The sequence below is a fragment of the Candidatus Poriferisodalis sp. genome (assembly GCF_965262965.1).
Lineage (GTDB): Bacteria > Actinomycetota > Acidimicrobiia > Acidimicrobiales > Poriferisodalaceae > Poriferisodalis.
The window spans coordinates 1,026,229-1,043,319 of record NZ_OZ253573.1 but is presented as its reverse complement, the minus strand read 5'-3'; the positions used below and the strand labels follow the sequence as shown (position 1 = coordinate 1,043,319).

The window sequence follows — 17,091 nt, the reverse complement described above, 5'->3', positions numbered from 1 at the left end:
GCATCGACCCAGTCCAACTCGACGAAGGCCAGTTCAGCCCGTATCCGCCGGGGCTCCCTCGTCAGTGAGCGCGGGAGGCGCGAGCGGAAGCTCAACGGTGAACTCTGTGAATTCGCCGGGCTCGCTGTCGACGGAGATGGATCCGCCGTGCCCGCGCACGATGTCGTTCGACATCGCCAAGCCCAGGCCGGTGCCCTCGTTGGCGGGCTTCGTGGTGTAGAAGGGTTCGAAGATGCGTTGGGCCACCTCAGGTGGGATGCCCGTGCCGTTGTCACGGACTGAGATCACGGCGGTTTCATCTGTCCGGCGCGTGCTCAGCCGAATTGTCGGGAAATAGAGCTCTGTTTTGTCGCCGATCGTCACGGACATCCCAGGCCCTCCGCCAAGATCGCGCCATCGCTGGTTCGCTGCGTAGCCCGCATTGTTGACGAGGTTGAGGAAGACCCGACCCATGTCCTGCGGGATGACCTCGAGCTCGCCGAGGTCTGGATCGAAGTCGCGCTCAAGCGTGACATTGAAGTCGGAATCTTGGGCGCGGGCGCTGTGATAGGCGAGCATCGCGTGTTCGTCGAGCAAGGCGTTGATGTCCACCGGTCGTGTCTCGCCGCCGCCGCGACCCATCATCAGCATGCTCTCGACGATGCGGTTGGCCCGGTCGCCGTGCGATCGGATACGCGTCAGGTTTTGTTTCAGGTCGCCTGAGATCTCGGCGACGTAGTCGTCGTGGTCGTCGGGCGGCTCTGGATCGGCCAGAGCTTCCAACAGCTCGTCGAGCAATTCGGCCGACGACTCAGAGAAGTTCTTGACGAAGTTGAGCGGGTTGCGGATCTCGTGAGCAACGCCGGCCGTCACTTCGCCCAACGCGGCGAGCTTCTCGTTGGCGACGATCTGGTCCTGTGCACGGTCCAGATCGGCCAGCGTCTGTGAGAGCTGCTCGTTCCGCTCGCCCAACTCCGCTGCCAGCTTCTCGACAAGGTTGAGCCGTTGCACTTCCAGTGCGTCCCGCCGGAATACCTCCAAAGCGTCGGCCATCTCGGCAACTTCGTCCCTGCCTGTGGTGTCGACGGCGGATTCCAAGTCACCGCCAGCCAGTGCCCGCATGCGGTTCGACAGCCGACCGATTCGAGCCAGAACACGCTTGCCGACGAACAACCAGCTGATGAGCAGTGCTCCGACGACGCCGACCACGCTAATCACCGCCAGCAGCAGCCGGCCGGTCTGCACGGCTTGGGCGGAAGCCTCGGTGGCCGAATCGACGTCTTGCTGCACAGCGCCGACGAGGCCTTCGATCTCTTGCACCAGCGCGACGGCTAGATCCTGGTTGCCTGCGAGGAGCTCGCGCTGAGTTTCTTCGATTTGCAGGCGCCGGTACATCACGTCGAAGACGCTGTTCTCGCCGAGTCCGAGCTCGAACAAGCGGTCCACAGCAGGCTGCAGTTCTGGATCAGCGGAATCGGAGAGGGTTGTGACGCTGATCTCGATGCGGTCTGACGCAGACTCGAAGCTCTCCCGCAGTGGTTCAATCAGCGCCGACTGCGACAAGCTGAATGCGCTCGCGAGCAGCTCGGCGGATCTTGACACGTCACCGCTCAACGCGGACCAATGCCGGTAGTTGAGCACTTCGCTGTCGGAGCGATGCACTCCCTCATCCGTTGGCGACGATTCCAGATCGCGTCGCCCGACGACGAGGTAGAAGAGTTGGTCGTCGAGCGCAGGCACGATGAGGCGAACCAGATCGCGCACGGCTGCGTCGGATTCGGTTCGCAACTGATCGGCCTCTTGGCCCAATGCGAAGTACTCCGGCATGTCGGCTTCGATAGCGGCGATGTTCGAGTTGAGCTGGGCGGCGAATCCGCGCATCTCGCCCAGCCACATGGAACCGGTGCCGCGTGCCCACAGCAAGTCGAGCTGGGTCTCGAACTCGGTACGCGCTGCTGAGATTTCCGCGACCACGTCCGGGAAGTCCTGCGGTTCGGAAGATGCGAGTCGAGGCCCGCCTGCGACCAGCCGGTTGCTGGATTCCGCAACGCCGAACGCGGCGCCCAGCTCGGGGAGAGCACCTTCGGTGACTTCGTTCTCCGCTTCGCCGACACGGGTGAACGAGATCCAGCCGACGACGCTCGCGGCCAATGTCAACAGCATCGCTGCCGCGATGCCGGCGTACATCCGGGTGGAAATGCGGTTGTGGATCGATGGCTTCGTGTTTCGTGTTTCCTCGGCAGCTTCAGGGGCGCCGTTGTGGGCCGGCGACGGCAATTCGGGGCCGTCGGCTTCGGTTGAGGTTTCGACACAGACGCCGTTCGGCGACGACTCGGTGCTCACTGAGTCCGTCACCGTCGCGCACCTGTGAGGGCGTCGACGGAGCGATAGGCACCGTCGGGACCGATCTCGGTGACGAACACAGCATCAGAGCCTTGGTTGTCGTCAGTGACGTTCTCGCCATCGCCGAACCTCATCACGAATCCGTCAATGTCGATCGCATCAGCACCGAGCAGCGCGTCGAGGAAGCACTCCCGTGTCACGGCGCCGCCGCATTGGGCGAGTCCGGCGATCGCCAGCCGGCCAGCGATGTACCCCTCCAGGGACACGAAGCCGGGCGCTGCGTCCGGCTCATGGGCCGCGAGCGCTGCCTGGTACGCCGCGACCACGGGCGTCTCGGCATCGAAGGGGAACGGCACGACTTGGGTGACGTACACGCCTTCGCCATCAGCGCCGAGCTGATCGGCGAGTGCATTGGCACCGACAAACGACAGGGTGATGAACACGGGGTCGAAGTCGGTGCGTCGCGCCCAGGAGATCAGAGTGCCGACCGGCTCGTACGCGCCGACCATGATGACGGCCTCGGGATTTCCGGCCCGCAGGTCGAGCAGCGCCGATTTGATGGCCGTTGTGTTGCGGGGGTAGAAGCCGATGGCGACAGGTTCCATCTCGCGACGCTCCAACGCTGCCAGCGCCCCGAAGTAGCCGGCGCGCCCGAAGGAGTCATCCTGGAACAGCACGGCGATCCGCGTGATCCCGAGATCCGCGGTGAGCCGTTCCACCATTTCCTCGGCCTCCTGGGCGTAAGAAGCTCGGAGATTGACGATGTTGGTCCAGTCGTCGGCGCGAAGGAAGCCCGCGCCGGTGAAGGGGGCGATGTAGGGAACGTCGGCGGCGGCGGCGACGGGCGTGGCGGAACGGGACGTCGGCGTTCCGACGGCGCCGATGAGCGCGAAGACCTGCTCGTTCTCGATGAGATTGCGGGTGTTGGCCACCGCTGCTTCGGGCTCGTAGGCGTCGTCCATGTCCACGAGCTCAAGCTGGCGGCCGCTGACGCCTCCAGCCCGGTTGGCCTCCTCGAACGCGGCTTGGATTCCGAGCCGCATGCCGAGGCCGAGCTCCGCGGCTGGCCCGCTCAAGGCGGCCGACTGGCCGAAGACGATGCGATCGTCGAAGACGCCGGTCTCGGTGTTCACGCCCTCGGGAACAGTCGGTCTGGCGGGAGCTGTGGGTGTGTTGCCGGCGCCACCGGACCCCGATGAGCCGTTGTCTGACGATTCGCTGCAGGCGGCGAGCAGGGCGACCATCACAACCGTGAGTGCCGTGATGGTGGCACGGGCGCGAGACCGCGGGCGTGGCGGAGCGCCTTCAGGCACCAGCCCGTGCGACCAAGGTGAGATGGTTCTTGCCGTCGGTGTGCGAATACTCGAGATTCTCGGCCATGGTCCCCACCAGATGGAGGCCCAAACCGCCGATGGAGCGCTCTTGGAGCGGCAACTCGGTGTTGGGCGGCGGCTTGTCAGTGAGCGGGTCGAATGCGGCGCCGTCGTCGGCGATGGTGATCGTGACAGATCCCTCGCCGCTCTCGAGGGTGATCTCGATGTCGCTGAGGCCGCTCGTGCGCCCGTGGGTCAGAGTATTCAGAATCAGCTCTTCGAGGATCAGGTTCGAACGCAGCACAAGATCGGGTGCCCAGTCGTCCAGCTCGGCCATCTCCTCGACGAACGCAACGATGCGCGGCAGCGCCTCGGCGGCCGCGGAACCCGGCACGGGAGTGATGTTCAACGAACGTCGCATGGCTGATGCTCCGTGGTGCAGGCTTTCCGACGCCCAGAGGCGCTCGAGAGCATGTCGGCGGGGACCTCGGCGGTACAGAGCCGACGCCTCATGATGCTGTTTTCCGGTGCAGCGCCAGGCAAGTGATGTCGTCAGATGCGGGGGCTTCGCCAGCGAATTCGGCGACAGCTTCGAAGATCACAGCTGTGGCTTCGTCGGCGTCGCGAGGTGGCCGACCGTTGAAGAGCTCAAGAATTCGCTTGATGCCGAATTCCTCCTGCTCGACATTCATCGCTTCGCTCACACCATCGGTGTACAGCAGGAGGGTCTCTCCGGGCTCAAGCTTCACGGTTTCTTCCGCAAAGCTCAGCTCGGGGACAATCCCGAGAGCGATGCCCCCCGTGGCGGGCAGCTGGGAGGCCGTGCCGTCGGTATGGACCACGACGGGCGGATCGTGACCCCCGCTGGCGTAGGTGCATTGCCCGTTGTGGGGGTCGTAGACCGCGGAAATGACCGTGACGAACATTGCGGTTGGGTTGTCGGCCTGCAGGACGCGGTTCGCCTCGGCAAGAGCCGCGCCCGGCGAGCCGCTGCCGATAGCGGCTCCTTTGAGCGCAGTGCGGCTCGACATCATGAACAGGGCCGCCGGAATGCCCTTGTCGGAGACATCGGCAACTGTCGCGAAAACACAGTCTTGTGGCAACGAGACGAAGTCGAAAAAGTCGCCGCCGACGTTGCGCGCCGGCACCATGTTGGCGCAGGTCTGGTATTTGTCCGAGGAGGGGAAATCGCCGGGCAGTATCGATTGCTGGACATTGGATGCAATGTCCAGCTCGTTCTGCAGCGTGACGAGCTTGTCGCGCGAGGCTGTGGCCTCGCGCCATTGCTGGAGGTGCTCAACAGTTCGCTCGATCGTGATCTGCAGGTCATCAAAGTCGACGGGCTTGGTGACGAAGTCGAATGCACCGCGGTTCATCGCAGTGCGAATGTTCCCCATGTCGCCGTAGGCCGAGATGATGACCGCGCGCAGGTCCTGGTGGATCGACGAGACCTGTGACAGCAGGGTAAGCCCGTCCATCTGCGGCATGTTGATGTCCGACAGTAACAAGTCGATCGAGTCGTCCGTCCGCAGCTTCTCCAGAGCCTCGAGACCATTGCCCGCGAAAACGAATTCGTACTTGCCGCTGCGGATTTGCCGCCTCATTCGCTGGAGGACGAGCGGCTCGAGGTCGGGCTCGTCGTCGACGACGAGGATTCGCCAGGGCGGAGACATGTGCGCTACGACGCCAGCTGAGCCTTCGCCTCGTCGAGCGTGCCGAACACCGTGATGATCTGATTGAAACCGCTGATCCGGAACACTTCGTCGACGGAGGCCGCGAGAGAGCAAACGGCAAATGGCTTCGAGCTGCCACTGAGGTGCTGGGCGAGCAGGAGCAGCACGCGCAGGCCGGCGCTGCTGATGTAGTCGATGCCGCCCATGTCGAGGATGACTCGACTGTCGTCGTCGGACAGAGCTGCAAGCAGCGCTTCGTGGAAAGCGGCAGAATTCGATCCGTCCACCCTGCCCGAGGGACTGATCACGTTCGTGTCTGCGTCCCGCTCGTGTGCGAGTTCCATATCTTGCAGCCTCCTGCGCAGCTACGTGGTGCGGAATCACCGCATCGTTCCGATTTCGGCGGGCATGCAGGAGCAGGCGAACCGCGATCAGACCTTCCGTCGGCGCAACTTACTACACGCCCTCGCCGTGTCCACCTTTCCTCGACACACGCTTGGTGGGCCGGTCGACGAGCGACTCGTTGGGCAAGCGGTGTGCATTTCGAGGGTTTGAGGGCACTTAGCCTGCGGGCGTGGGCCTGCGACCTGATCCGGGTTCGGTGCCAGATGCACCGGGCAGCTATCAGTTTCTCGATGCTGACGGACGGGTCATCTACGTCGGCAAGGCCAAGAATCTTCGCTCTCGCCTGAACAGCTACTTCGGGGATCCTGGGGGGCTTCATCACCGGACAGCCCAGATGGTGGCCACGGCCAGATCGGTGGAGTGGATTGAGGTTTCCACCGAGGTCGACGCGCTCATGCTCGAGTACAGCCTCATCCAGCGGCATCAGCCGAGATTCAACGTGCGGCTTCGAGACGACAAGTCGTACCCGTTCTTGGCGGTGACGCTGCTTGACGAATGGCCGCGGGCGATGGTGATGCGCGGCCGTCGCAAGCGCGGGAATCGGTACTTCGGCCCGTACGGGCACGCCTATGCCATCCGCGAAACGCTGGATCTGTTGCTGCGAACGTTCCCGATCCGCACCTGCAGCGACAGCAAGCTGGCCACCCACCAGCGGCTCGGCCGGCCGTGCCTGCTGTACCACATCGAGCAGTGCGCTGGACCGTGCGTCGGCGAGATCGGACGGGACGACTACGACCGGCTGGTCCGAGAGCTGGTTCGCTTTCTCGAAGGCGACACCGACGCAGTGGTGAACGACCTTGAGCAGCGAATGGCCGACGCCTCGGTCGAGCTCGAATTCGAGCTGGCGGCTCGGCTGCGGGACCGGCTGGCCAGTGTCCGGCGGGCGATCGAGAAGCAGCAGATTGCTGGGACGCGCAGTGAGGACTTCGACGTCATCGGCATCGGCGACGACGAGCTCGAAGCGGCAGTCCAGCTGTTCTTCGTCCGCAAGGGCCGCGTGATGGGCCAGCGAGGCTTCATCGTGGACAAAGTGGAGGAGCTGGACGGTCCGGCACTTGTGGCCCGGGTGCTCGAGCAGCTGTACCACGACGAGAACCCGCTGGGATGGCCGAAGGGCGTGATGGTGCCGGCGCTTCCGCCGGGTGTCGGGCTGTACGAGGACTGGCTCAGCAGCCAGCGGGGCTCGCGGGTGACGCTTCGGGTGCCGCAGCGTGGGGACAAGCGCGCTTTGATGGAAACTGCGCAGCACAACGCCCGCGAGTCGCTGGTGCGGCACCGACTCAAGCGCGGCACCGATCACAACAGTCGCGCCCGTGCGCTGAACGAGCTGGCCGAGCACTTGGGACTGGATCAGCCGCCGCTGCGCATCGAGTGCTACGACATGAGCCACCTTCAAGGCTCGCACTACGTGGGCTCGATGGTGGTGCTCGAGGACGGGTTGCCGCGCCGCAGCGAGTACCGCCACTTCCGGATCCGCAATGTGGCCGGCAACGACGACTACGCGGCCATGGACGAGGTGCTGCGACGACGACTGCGGAACTATCTGGCCGAGCGCGGGCTCCCGCCCTCGGAGCAGGGCCGCTTTGCCTACCCGCCCCAGCTGCTGGTGGTCGACGGCGGCAAGGGTCAGCTCGGCATCGCCGTCGGCGTGCTCGAAGAGCTCGGCCTGAGTGAGCAGATACCGGTCGCTGCGCTCGCAAAGCAATTCGAAGAAGTCTTCGTGGCCGGCCGGTCAGATCCCGTTCGCATTCCGCGGCAGTCAGAGGCGCTGTATCTCTTGCAACGGGTTCGCGACGAGAGCCATCGATTCGCCGTCTCGTATCACCGCCGGCTTCGAGGCAAGGCAATGAAGGCCGGTGTGCTCGACGGGATAAACGGCTTGGGGGACAAGCGGCGGTCCCGACTGGTGCGCGAACTCGGGACCGTTGGCGCCATCAAGGAAGCCACATTGGACGAGCTGCGGGCGCTGAGCTGGCTTCCTGATGCCGTCGCTGCGGCCGTCTATGACGCCACGCATCCGGGCGGGGCCCTGACCGGCTCTTGAGCGCAGCTTCGGAACGTACGCTCGCATTTGTGGCGGGAGGGCCGGAGTTCGTCATCGTGGCCGGCCTCTCGGGCGCGGGTCGCTCCACAGCAGCGAACGCGCTGGAAGACGTGGGCTGGTTCGTCATCGACAACCTGCCGCCGAACTTGATCCCCGATGTGGCGGATCTCGTCGCCCGACCCGGCGCTCGGCTCCGCCGAGTGGCGTTGGTGGCAGGTACGCGCGAGTACCGCGAGGACTTGATCGCGGCGATCGCCCGGCTCCGTGAGAGCAATGCGTCGGTGCGCGTGATGTTCCTGGACGCGCCGACAGATGTGCTCATCCGGCGATACGACGACACCCGCCGCCGGCATCCGTTGCACACCGGCGACACTGAGCCATCCCGCAGCGACGGCGTCGAGCAAGCGGCTGGTGCCGAGCCCGTCGCGGAATCGGTGATTGATGCCATCGAATTGGAGCGACGTCTGCTTGCCGATGTGCGCGAGACGGCTGACGTCGTCATCGACACGGCAGATCTCAACGTCCATGAACTGCGCGACCGCGTCCGTGAAGAGTTCCGGACCTCTGCCGACGCACCGCAGATGCGAACGGCGGTCATGTCGTTTGGCTACAAGCACGGTGTTCCGCGTGACGCGGATCTCGTGTTCGACTGCCGCTTCCTGCCAAACCCGCACTGGGTCCCTGACCTGCGTCCGTTCACCGGGCTGGACCATCAGGTCCGTGACTGGGTGCTCGGTCAGGCCGCCTCGTCCACATTCCTCGACCGGCTCATGCCGCTGCTCGAGAGCGTGCTGCCTGCGTACCGCGCAGAGGGAAAGTCGTACCTGACGATCGCCATGGGATGCACTGGCGGTCGCCATCGCAGCGTGGCTGTCGCCGAGGAAGTCTCGCGGCTGCTCGCTGAACGCGGTCACGATCTCCAATGCCGCCACCGCGACATCGATCGCTGAGGGCCATTCCGAATTCCTCGCGAGATCGCCAGGGAGTCCATGAGGAACCGGTTCGTCGATTTCCCAGCCTGGGAATGCTCTGATGCAACACGGCTTTGGACCGCGCGTCGGCTAGACAACCGCTAGCGGTACATGCGGCCGGGACACGGATCGTCTGGCAGGCCTGCGACGCGAAGGGAGCTGCTGCGGATGAGCGTGCGCGTGGGCGTCAACGGTTTCGGCCGGATCGGGCGCAACTTCTACCGGGCGGCCGGCCGCCCTGACTGCGACATCGAGATCGTGGCGGTGAACGACCTTGGCAATACCGCCACGATGGCTCACCTGCTCAAGTACGACTCGGTGCTGGGCAACCTGCCTCACGACATCGCCGCCACCGACGGCGGCATCTCCATCGACGACAAGGTGCTGCCGGTGCTGTCGGAGCGCAACCCAGCCGACCTGCCATGGGGCGACTACGGGGTGGATGTGGTGGTGGAGTCAACCGGCATCTTCACTTCTCGCGACAAGGCGACCATGCACCTCGACGCCGGCGCCCCGCTCGTGGTCGTGTCGGCCCCCGCGTCGGGCGCTGACGCCACGTTTGTGGTGGGCGTCAACGACGGCGAATTCGACGCCGCCAACCACAAGGTGGTCTCCAACGCAAGTTGCACAACGAATTGCTTCGTCCCGATGGTACAAGTGCTGGATCAGGCCTTCGGCGTTCAGCAGGGCCTCATGACGACGATCCACGCTTACACCGGCGACCAGTCGCTCGTGGACGGCCCGCACTCCGACCTTCGTCGGGCGCGCGCGTCAGCCGTGAACATCATCCCCACATCGACCGGTGCGGCCCGTGCGACCGGGCTGGTGCTCCAGGCGATGGCAGGCAGGCTCGACGGCACCTCGTTGCGTGTGCCGATCCCTGACGGCTCGATCACCGACTTCACGGCGATGCTCGACGCCAGCCCCAGCGTCGAAGAAGTGAACGAGGCGTTCGCGGCGGCTGCGGCCACTGGACCGCTCGCGGGCGTGCTCGACTACTCCGAGGATCCGCTGGTCAGCAGCGACATCGTGGGAAACCCGGCCAGCTGCGTGTTCGACGCCGGCCTGACGATGGCGATGGGCAGCATGGTCAAGGTCCTCGGCTGGTACGACAACGAGTGGGGCTACTCGAACCGGCTGGTGGACCTCGTGGACATCATCTGCAACCGATGAGCGATGTCGGCACGCTGCCGACGCTCGAGGATCTCGAGCAACGGCTTGGCGGCCTTGAGGGCCGGCGGATCCTCGTGCGTTGCGATTTCAACGTTCCGCTGCGGCAGACCGAGGCCGCACAGCGGGAGATAGCTGACGATCTGCGCATTCGAGCAGCGGGGGAGACGCTGCGATGGCTGACCGAGCGCGGTGCCTCGGTCACTGCCTGCTCGCACTTGGGCCGACCCGATGGAAAGCCTGACGAGCGCTACTCCCTCGCGCCCGTTGCCGATCGGCTGGCGGCCGTCGCACCCGGCGTCTGCCTGGCGGAGAACCTGCGGTTCCATGCCGGCGAGGCCGCCAACGAGCCGGAGTTTGTGGAAGCGCTCGTGACGGGCGTACTCGGTGCGCCCTATGGCGAACAGCGCGGTGGCGGCGCATTCGACGGCTATGTGAACGACGCCTTCGGGGCTAGCCATCGAGCGCATGGCTCCATCGTCGGGCCGCCGCAACGCCTCCCGAGCGCGGCGGGACGCTTGCTGCAACGCGAAGCCGAGGTGCTCGGCGGCATGCGAACCGGCGCTCGCAAGCCGTTCGTTGCGGTGTTGGGCGGGGCAAAGATCAGCGACAAGCTGGGCGTCGTCGAGGCGCTGCTGTCCGTGGTCGACCGTCTCGCTATCGGCGGGGGCATGTGCTTCACGTTTCTGGCGGCGCTCGGCCACAGAATCGGGGACTCGCTCTGCGAGCCTGACCGCATCGAGGACTGCCGGCGGCTGCTCGACAGCGGCGCCGACATCGTCCTGCCAAGCGACATCACGGCGCTCGATGCCGGCGGCACCGTACGGCAGATGCGCCGCAACATCCCCGACGGCTGTCGCGGCCTCGACATCGGCCCCGGTTCCGCTGCCGAGTTCGACGACGTCATCGCAGAGGCACGCACCGTGTTCTGGAACGGACCGATGGGATTGTTCGAAGACAAGCGATTCGCCGCCGGCACCCGAGCGGTGGCCCAGTCCATGGCCGACGCACGCGCCTTCACGGTGGTGGGCGGCGGCGACAGCGCGGCTGCAGTCGCACAGTTCGGGCTAGCGCCGTACATGGACCACATCTCGACTGGCGGAGGCGCGGGCCTCGAGCTCATTGAGCACGGTGACCTGCCAGGTCTCGCAGCGCTGCGAAACTCGCCGCAGCAGTAGTCAGTCGGGGAGAAGGACGATGAGTCGAACGCCACTGATCTCGGGCAACTGGAAAATGCACCTCAACCATCTCGAGGCGATCCAGCTGTGCCAGAAGCTGAGCTACGAGCTGGCCCGGCACCGCTACGACCAGGTTGAGGTGAGCCTGCACCCGCCGTTCGTGGACCTGCGGTCGTGCCAAACCGTCATCGACGCCGACCGGCTCGAGTTCAAGCTGGGCGCACAGAACTGCCACCCCAACGACAGCGGCGCATTCACCGGCGAGGTGTCGCCAACCATGCTGGCCAAGCTCCAAGTGAGCTATGTCATCGTCGGCCACAGCGAGCGGCGCGCCCTGTTCGGCGAGACCGACGAGGTCGTGGCCGCCAAAGCCGCAGCAGTGGCCAAGCACGGCATGACTCCGATTGTCTGCGTCGGCGAAACGTTCGACGATCGCGAAGCCGGCCGGGCGGCCGAGGTCGTGACAACGCAGCTGCGGGGCAGTCTCGCCAAGCTCACCCGCGCACAGTTCGAAACGCTGGTGGTGGCCTACGAACCCGTCTGGGCAATCGGCACAGGCCGCAACGCCTCCCCCGAAGACGCCCAGGACATGTGCGCCAAAGTGCGGACCGTCGTGAACGACATCCGCTCAGGCGCCGGCGACCAGGTCCGCATCCAATACGGAGGCTCAGTGAAACCCGTCAATGCCGCGGAGCTCTTGCGCCAGCCCGACATAGATGGCGCCCTAGTAGGCGGCGCCTCCCTCGACGCCGCCCAATTCGCCCGCATAGTCCAATCCGCCACCTAGCCACCTAGCCACCTAGCCATCTAGCCACGTTGACGCCACAAGTTGCAAATTGTTCCCGCAGTGGGTACTATTTCTAGCAGTCCCGATTCGGACAGAACCGAAGCGGAATTTCCCCCTCACCCTTCGATACTTGGAGCAATGCCAATGCCAGTCCTCGATTCCGTCCGCGAGATGCAAGACCGCACGCTGGAGCAGATGAAGACTGCCCAGGAGCAGTTCGTCTCGATGAACGAGCGTGTCGCCGAGGCGTGGCTGAACGCCATGCCGGCTATTTCTTCGCCGTTCGCGGAGTACCTGCCGAAGCCGACCGAGATGATCGACGCTTACTACAACTTCCTGGGCCAGCTCCATGAGGCCAACAAGGACTGCGCTGCTCGCGTCGCTTCCGCTTGGGAGCGGGCCAGCGAGGACGCCAAGGCCTGATGGCTGTCGACGGCCCTGATGCTGCAGCAGCGGCGCAGGGCGGTCGGTCCGCGTCCGACAGCGACGCCACAGCGGGAAAGGGCGGCGGGTCGGCGAACCCGTTTCCCGGCTTCGACCAGCTGGGTGCGTTCATTCGTGCTCAGCGCGAGCTCATGGAGCTCAGCCAGAGGCAGCTCGCCAAGATGGCGCAGCTCTCCAACCCGTACCTGAGCCAGATCGAGCGAGGTCTGCACGAGCCGTCGGTCCGGGTGCTGAAGGCTCTGGCCGAGGCACTGAACGTGCGCGCTGCCACGTTGCTGTCATACGCCGGGCTCATGGACCGTGAGGACGTTCCCACCGTTGTCGAGGCGGTGCAGGCCGATCCGAGCCTCACCGATGAGCAAAAGGCCGCCCTGCTCGGCGTGTACCGCAGCTTCGACGCCGGCAACGGCTGACACGCGCGCATCGACGCCGGCGACGACATGTGGAGTGTGGCGTTGCGTATGGGTGCGGCCGATGTCGCTCTGAATTCGGCGCGCTGGTGGGCCTCAGTTCGCTGGGGTCTCGGAACTGCCGCAGCGGTTCATGCCGCTGCACTGCGCTTCGGCGGCCGCACCGCGATCGTCGACGATGCCGGCTCGGTCGACTACCGGACGCTGGACCGGGCCGCGAACAGTGTTGCGGCCGAATTCAGATCGGCCGCAACCGGATCCGATGGGAATCTGGGCGCGATCGGCATCCTCTGTCGCAATCATCGCTGGTTCGTGACGGCTCTGGTCGCCGCAGAGCGGGCAGGCTGCGACACGGTGCTGCTGTCGACGGCGCTTCCAGCCTCGAATCTGGCCGAGGTCTGCGAGCGCGACAGCATCGCCGTCATCGTGGCGGACAGAGAATTCTCAGACGTTGTCGCTCAAGCCGGCACCGATGCGACGGTCGTCTCCGCCGACTCCAGCGGGCCGAACTCATTGGCGCACATCGCGGCAAAGGGTCTCCACTGCTCGCCGCCGAAACGTCGACCCAGGCTGGTGCTGCTGACTTCTGGCACCACCGGAGCACCCAAGAGCGCGATGCGGGCCCTCACGACGACCCGGGTCGGTGGGGTTGGGATGTTGCGCCGGATTCCGTACCGACTCGGTGATCGTTACTTCATTGCGTCGCCAGCGTTCCACGCCTGGGGGCTCAGCCAGCTCGTCTTTGCACTCGCAACCGCCAGCACGGTCGAGATGCGCCGCCGCTTCGACGCTTCAGACCTGTTGCAGCTGCTGCGGGAGCACCAATTCGACGTGCTCGTCGTGGTGCCGCTCATGCTCCGTCGCATCCTGGACGTGACCGCCAGCGACGATGCTGCGAGGTCGCCGCGCATGGTCCTCTCGAGCGGCAACGTGCTCTCGGGAGATCTGGCCGGCCAGTGGATGGACCGCTTCGGCGACGCTCTCTACAACATCTACGGATCGACCGAGGCAGCCATCGGCACCATCGCCGATCCGGCCGACCTGCGGGCCGCGCCCGGCACGGTTGGGCGCTCGCCCGACGGCGTCACCCTCGTCATCCTCGACGACGAGGGGATGCCCGCCCCCAAGGGCAGTTCCGGCTGGGTCCACCTCGCCAGCACAGGCCAGTTCGACGGCTACACCGATGGGACCGACCGCGAGCGCACGGGCACGCTGATGGCCACTGGCGACATCGGCCAGCTTGATGCGGCCGGCCGGCTGCACGTTTCCGGTCGTGCCAACGACATGATCGTGACCGGCGGCGAAAACGTGTTTCCATCCAGCGTGGAAGAGGTGCTGGACCGTCACCCCGCGGTCGAGATCTCAGCTGTTGTCGGCACCGACGATCCCGAATTCGGCCAGCGCGTCGCGGCGTTCGTGGTGCTTCGTCGGGGCCGCAGTGTCGATCCGGACGACTTGAAGGGCTGGGTCGCTGCGAAGCTGCCAAGTTTCATGGTGCCCCGTGAGGTCCGATTCGTCGATGCTCTTCCCATGACCACTACCGGCAAGGTGGTGCGGCATCGCCTCGCTGTGCTGGGGCGCCGCGACCGTTACTAACCGGAATCGCGGCCTGCTGGCGCCGAAGCCGCCCCGCCAGAGGCAACCGCTGACGCGGCTGAGGCGCTGGGGACCGAGGTACCGCCCGCTGGCCCAGAGTCGTCATCGGTCCCGCAGCCGCCGCCAGAGGCAGAGCAACCGTTGTCTCCCGAGCCCACCGCTCCTTGGATCCCGTCCAAGCGACCTCGTCCCGCGCCTCCTCCGGGGGCCCGTCCGACTCCGCCTCGCGTGCCTCGCCCAGTTGCCGCCCCCCGATCCATCTCCGTGTCATCGCGAGTGCCGCGACCCCCGCACAAGGTTGCGCCGCAGGATCGTCGGCGCGTCGGCTCGGAGGCGGAGTTCCCTCCGACGCTCTTGGAACGGCTGATCGCTGTGATCAAGCGTTGGATCACGACCGCGAATGCGCCAGTCAAGGTCGGTGTGCTGGTCTCGCTGGTAGGCGTCGGCTTGCTCACGAGAGAAGCCAGCATCCGCGGCTTCGTGACACTCACGATCGAGATGCGTCTCGTCGCCGTGGCGTTCTTCGGTCTCGTATTGCTCGGCCTGGGCTGGCGCCAACGCGCCCGGCAACCCGTGTATGGCCTGAGCCTGCAAGGCGGCGGCATAGCGGTCCTGTACCTGACGACATTTGCTGCGTATGCCCGTTACGACCTGCTGCCGGCGGCGGTAGCGCTTGTGGCAGTTGTCGCAATCACCGTCGGCGCCGGGGCGCTCGCGGTCGTGCAGAGGTCGCTGTCGTTGGCGCTGCTGGGCCTCATCGGCGGCTACCTCGCGCCGCTGCTGGCGTACCGCTGGCCCGAGGACCATCTCGCGGTGTTCAGCTTCTACGCGGTGCTCAGCGTCGCGGTCATCTCGGTGGCTCGACTCCGGTCCTGGCCGGTGCTCACCCTTGCTGGGTACGGCTTCACGTTCGCGGTGTCGGCCCTGTGGCTGGCAGACCTCCCGGCCGGCGAGGACTGGGCGTCGCTTCAGCCGTTTGTCGCCTTCTTCGTCTTGCTGTACATAGCGGTGCCGGTCATCTCCGGAGCACGACCCACGCTCGACGTCGGGAGCCTGTGGATCGTCCCGCTGGTGTTCGGCACTCCCTTCATCGGCATCGCGCTCCAGTCGATACTGGTCGGCCACACCGAGCACGGGCTGCTGATCAGCGCCCTCGTTGTGGCAGCTGTCCATGCTGTGCTGTATGTGATCGTGCGCCGCTGGGGTGACGACGGTCGCATGCTGGCCGAGTCGTACGCGGCGCTCGCGGTGGCGTTTGTGGCAATAGCGGTGCCACTCGCGTTCGACGCATACGCCTGGGCGACGGCGTGGGTAGCCCAAGGCGTCCTGCTGGTCTGGCTCGGCACGCGGTGGAGGCGGCACGCGGTGGAGGCGGCTCACGCCGATCGTCGGCGGAATCGCGTTGCAACTGTTAGCCGCTGCGGTCTACGCGTATTACTTGACGTCTGACGGCGTCGCAGATGTCTTGACTGCGGACTCGTTGCAGTTCTGGATCGACACGACGCCCCTCCTGAACCGGTACTTCCTGGGCGCCTTGTTGTTCGCGATCTGTGGCCTGATCAGCGCGTGGCGCCTGCTGCGCGGTTCAAAGAGCATGCGCATCGATCCGGCCGCGGCGTGGGCGGCGCTGGCATGGGGCGGCGCATGGTGGTTCTTTGCCGCGTTTGCCGAGGCATATGCCCGTCTCGATGATGCCCGATTGCCGGCCATGTCCTTGATTGCGATCCTGACGCTCGCCGCAACCGTGGTCGGCGCCCGCGTGACGCGATGGCCCGGACTGGATGCAGCGGGCCTCGTGATGCTGCCAGTTCTCGGCTCTTGGCTGGGCCTCGCAATTGCCGTCGAGGCACATCCTGTCGCAGGGTTCGGCTGGGTGGCGTGGCCCATCGCTTTGGCGGTGTACGTCGCATACGTTCGTGTGTGCGAAGACGCATGGCCAGACTTCGGAACGGCCGTGCACTGCGGCGGCTATTGGGCTGTCGCGGTTCTCGTCGGCGTGGAGACGTACTGGCGGATCGATCTCGTTGCGGACGGGGCGTGGCCGCAAAGCGCAGCCTTGGGTGTCCTGTTGCTCATGGTGATGGGAACACTGGGCGGTCGCCGCGTCGCGGCGTGGCCGTTGCGAGCACACTGGCGCCGGTATCTCACGAGCTGCGCCGCGCCGGTGCTCGGTTTCGTGGTGCTAGAGGCGTTCGGCGCGGCAGTTGCCTCCCCTGGCAGTCCCGAGCCGCTGCCGTACCTGCCGGTGCTCAATCCGGTCGAGCTCACAGCGATCGCGACAGCACTCACCGCGTTGTGGTGGCGCGAACTCCTCATGGCCGAGCCGGCACCGGCGGGCGCCGAGAGTGACAGCCCGCTCGACAACTTCGTCCGCTTGTCGTGGGGCCCGGTGCTGGCGGGCGCCGGCACCGTCGCTGCGACGATGGCATTGGCACGCACGATTCACCATTGGCGCGACGTTCCGTTCGAGCTGACGCCATTGATCACGTCGACGGAGCTTCAAGCTGCACTGTCGATCTTGTGGGCGGTGATCGCTCTCGCAGCGATGGTCGCCGGAGTCGTGCGCGCCAATCGGGGCATCTGGATTGCGGGTGCGGCATGGATGGCGCTGGTGGTCGCAAAGTTGTTCCTTGTCGACCTCGCGAGCCTCACCGCTCTCAGCCGCGTCATTTCCTTCATCGGAGTAGGCGTGCTCTTGCTGATAGTGGGCCGCTTCGCTCCCGTTGTGCCTGCGGCGAAGTCAGAGTTTTCGAAGGACTAACGGCTCTGCACCGCAGC

General features: G+C 65.7%; 15 protein-coding genes. 10 read left to right on the top strand and 5 right to left on the bottom strand.

The annotated features are described in order from the left end of the window. Positions 1–33 precede the first annotated feature (33 nt). The 5 genes from ACQY5K_RS04980 to ACQY5K_RS04960 all read right to left on the bottom strand — a co-directional run bounded on the left by ACQY5K_RS04980 (position 34) and on the right by ACQY5K_RS04960 (position 5,652). Positions 34–2,334, bottom strand: coding sequence for an ATP-binding protein (locus ACQY5K_RS04980; protein ID WP_428120604.1), 2,301 nt, complete (start codon positions 2,332–2,334; stop codon positions 34–36). Further along, positions 2,331–3,455 carry an ABC transporter substrate-binding protein gene (locus tag ACQY5K_RS04975; RefSeq protein WP_428120602.1) on the bottom strand — a complete coding sequence of 375 codons (1,125 nt, stop codon included), beginning with the start codon at positions 3,453–3,455 and terminating at the stop codon, positions 2,331–2,333. The genes ACQY5K_RS04980 and ACQY5K_RS04975 overlap by 4 nt, the downstream gene beginning before the upstream one ends. A 172-nt stretch (positions 3,456–3,627) precedes the next feature. Next, the gene (locus ACQY5K_RS04970; RefSeq protein ID WP_428120600.1) at positions 3,628–4,056 is read right to left on the bottom strand and encodes an ATP-binding protein; all 429 of its coding nucleotides are present in this window, start codon (positions 4,054–4,056) and stop codon (positions 3,628–3,630) included. A gap of 88 nt (positions 4,057–4,144) precedes the next feature. Further along, positions 4,145–5,308, bottom strand: a complete 1,164-nt coding sequence (locus tag ACQY5K_RS04965) for a PP2C family protein-serine/threonine phosphatase (protein WP_428120598.1) — start codon at positions 5,306–5,308, stop codon at positions 4,145–4,147. Between the two features lie 5 nt (positions 5,309–5,313). Beyond that, on the bottom strand, positions 5,314–5,652 hold the full coding sequence (locus tag ACQY5K_RS04960; RefSeq protein WP_419922917.1) for an STAS domain-containing protein: 339 nt from the start codon (positions 5,650–5,652) through the stop codon (positions 5,314–5,316). 230 nt (positions 5,653–5,882) lie between these two features. Between ACQY5K_RS04960 and uvrC the strand changes: the two genes are divergently transcribed. From uvrC to ACQY5K_RS04910, 10 genes are all read left to right on the top strand, one after another. After that, positions 5,883–7,757 (top strand): excinuclease ABC subunit UvrC, encoded by a 1,875-nt coding sequence (gene uvrC, locus ACQY5K_RS04955; RefSeq protein WP_428120596.1) that lies wholly within the window; start codon positions 5,883–5,885, stop codon positions 7,755–7,757. 29 nt (positions 7,758–7,786) lie between these two features. Next, a complete protein-coding gene (gene rapZ / locus ACQY5K_RS04950; RefSeq protein ID WP_428120594.1) occupies positions 7,787–8,707 on the top strand; it encodes an RNase adapter RapZ in 921 nt (306 codons plus the stop codon). A 189-nt stretch (positions 8,708–8,896) separates the two neighbouring features. Beyond that, positions 8,897–9,901 carry a type I glyceraldehyde-3-phosphate dehydrogenase gene (gene gap / locus ACQY5K_RS04945; RefSeq protein ID WP_428120592.1) on the top strand — a complete coding sequence of 335 codons (1,005 nt, stop codon included), beginning with the start codon at positions 8,897–8,899 and terminating at the stop codon, positions 9,899–9,901. Positions 9,902–9,915: 14 nt separating this feature from the next. After that, complete coding sequence (locus ACQY5K_RS04940) at positions 9,916–11,076, top strand: phosphoglycerate kinase (RefSeq protein WP_428122554.1); 1,161 nt, start codon at positions 9,916–9,918, stop codon at positions 11,074–11,076. Between the two features lie 19 nt (positions 11,077–11,095). After that, the gene (gene tpiA, locus ACQY5K_RS04935; protein WP_428120590.1) at positions 11,096–11,863 is read left to right on the top strand and encodes a triose-phosphate isomerase; all 768 of its coding nucleotides are present in this window, start codon (positions 11,096–11,098) and stop codon (positions 11,861–11,863) included. Positions 11,864–12,001: 138 nt separating this feature from the next. After that, complete coding sequence (locus tag ACQY5K_RS04930) at positions 12,002–12,286, top strand: hypothetical protein (protein ID WP_419922922.1); 285 nt, start codon at positions 12,002–12,004, stop codon at positions 12,284–12,286. Next, positions 12,286–12,720, top strand: coding sequence for a helix-turn-helix domain-containing protein (locus ACQY5K_RS04925; RefSeq protein ID WP_428120588.1), 435 nt, complete (start codon positions 12,286–12,288; stop codon positions 12,718–12,720). The genes ACQY5K_RS04930 and ACQY5K_RS04925 overlap by 1 nt, the downstream gene beginning before the upstream one ends. A 36-nt stretch (positions 12,721–12,756) precedes the next feature. Then, a complete protein-coding gene (locus tag ACQY5K_RS04920; protein WP_428120586.1) occupies positions 12,757–14,313 on the top strand; it encodes an AMP-binding protein in 1,557 nt (518 codons plus the stop codon). A gap of 276 nt (positions 14,314–14,589) precedes the next feature. After that, entirely contained in the window at positions 14,590–15,762 is a 1,173-nt protein-coding gene (locus ACQY5K_RS04915) for a DUF2339 domain-containing protein (protein ID WP_428120584.1), read from the top strand. Further along, positions 15,752–17,074, top strand: a complete 1,323-nt coding sequence (locus tag ACQY5K_RS04910; RefSeq protein ID WP_428120582.1) for a DUF2339 domain-containing protein — start codon at positions 15,752–15,754, stop codon at positions 17,072–17,074. Before ACQY5K_RS04915 ends, ACQY5K_RS04910 begins: the two co-directional genes overlap by 11 nt. Positions 17,075–17,091 lie beyond the last annotated feature (17 nt).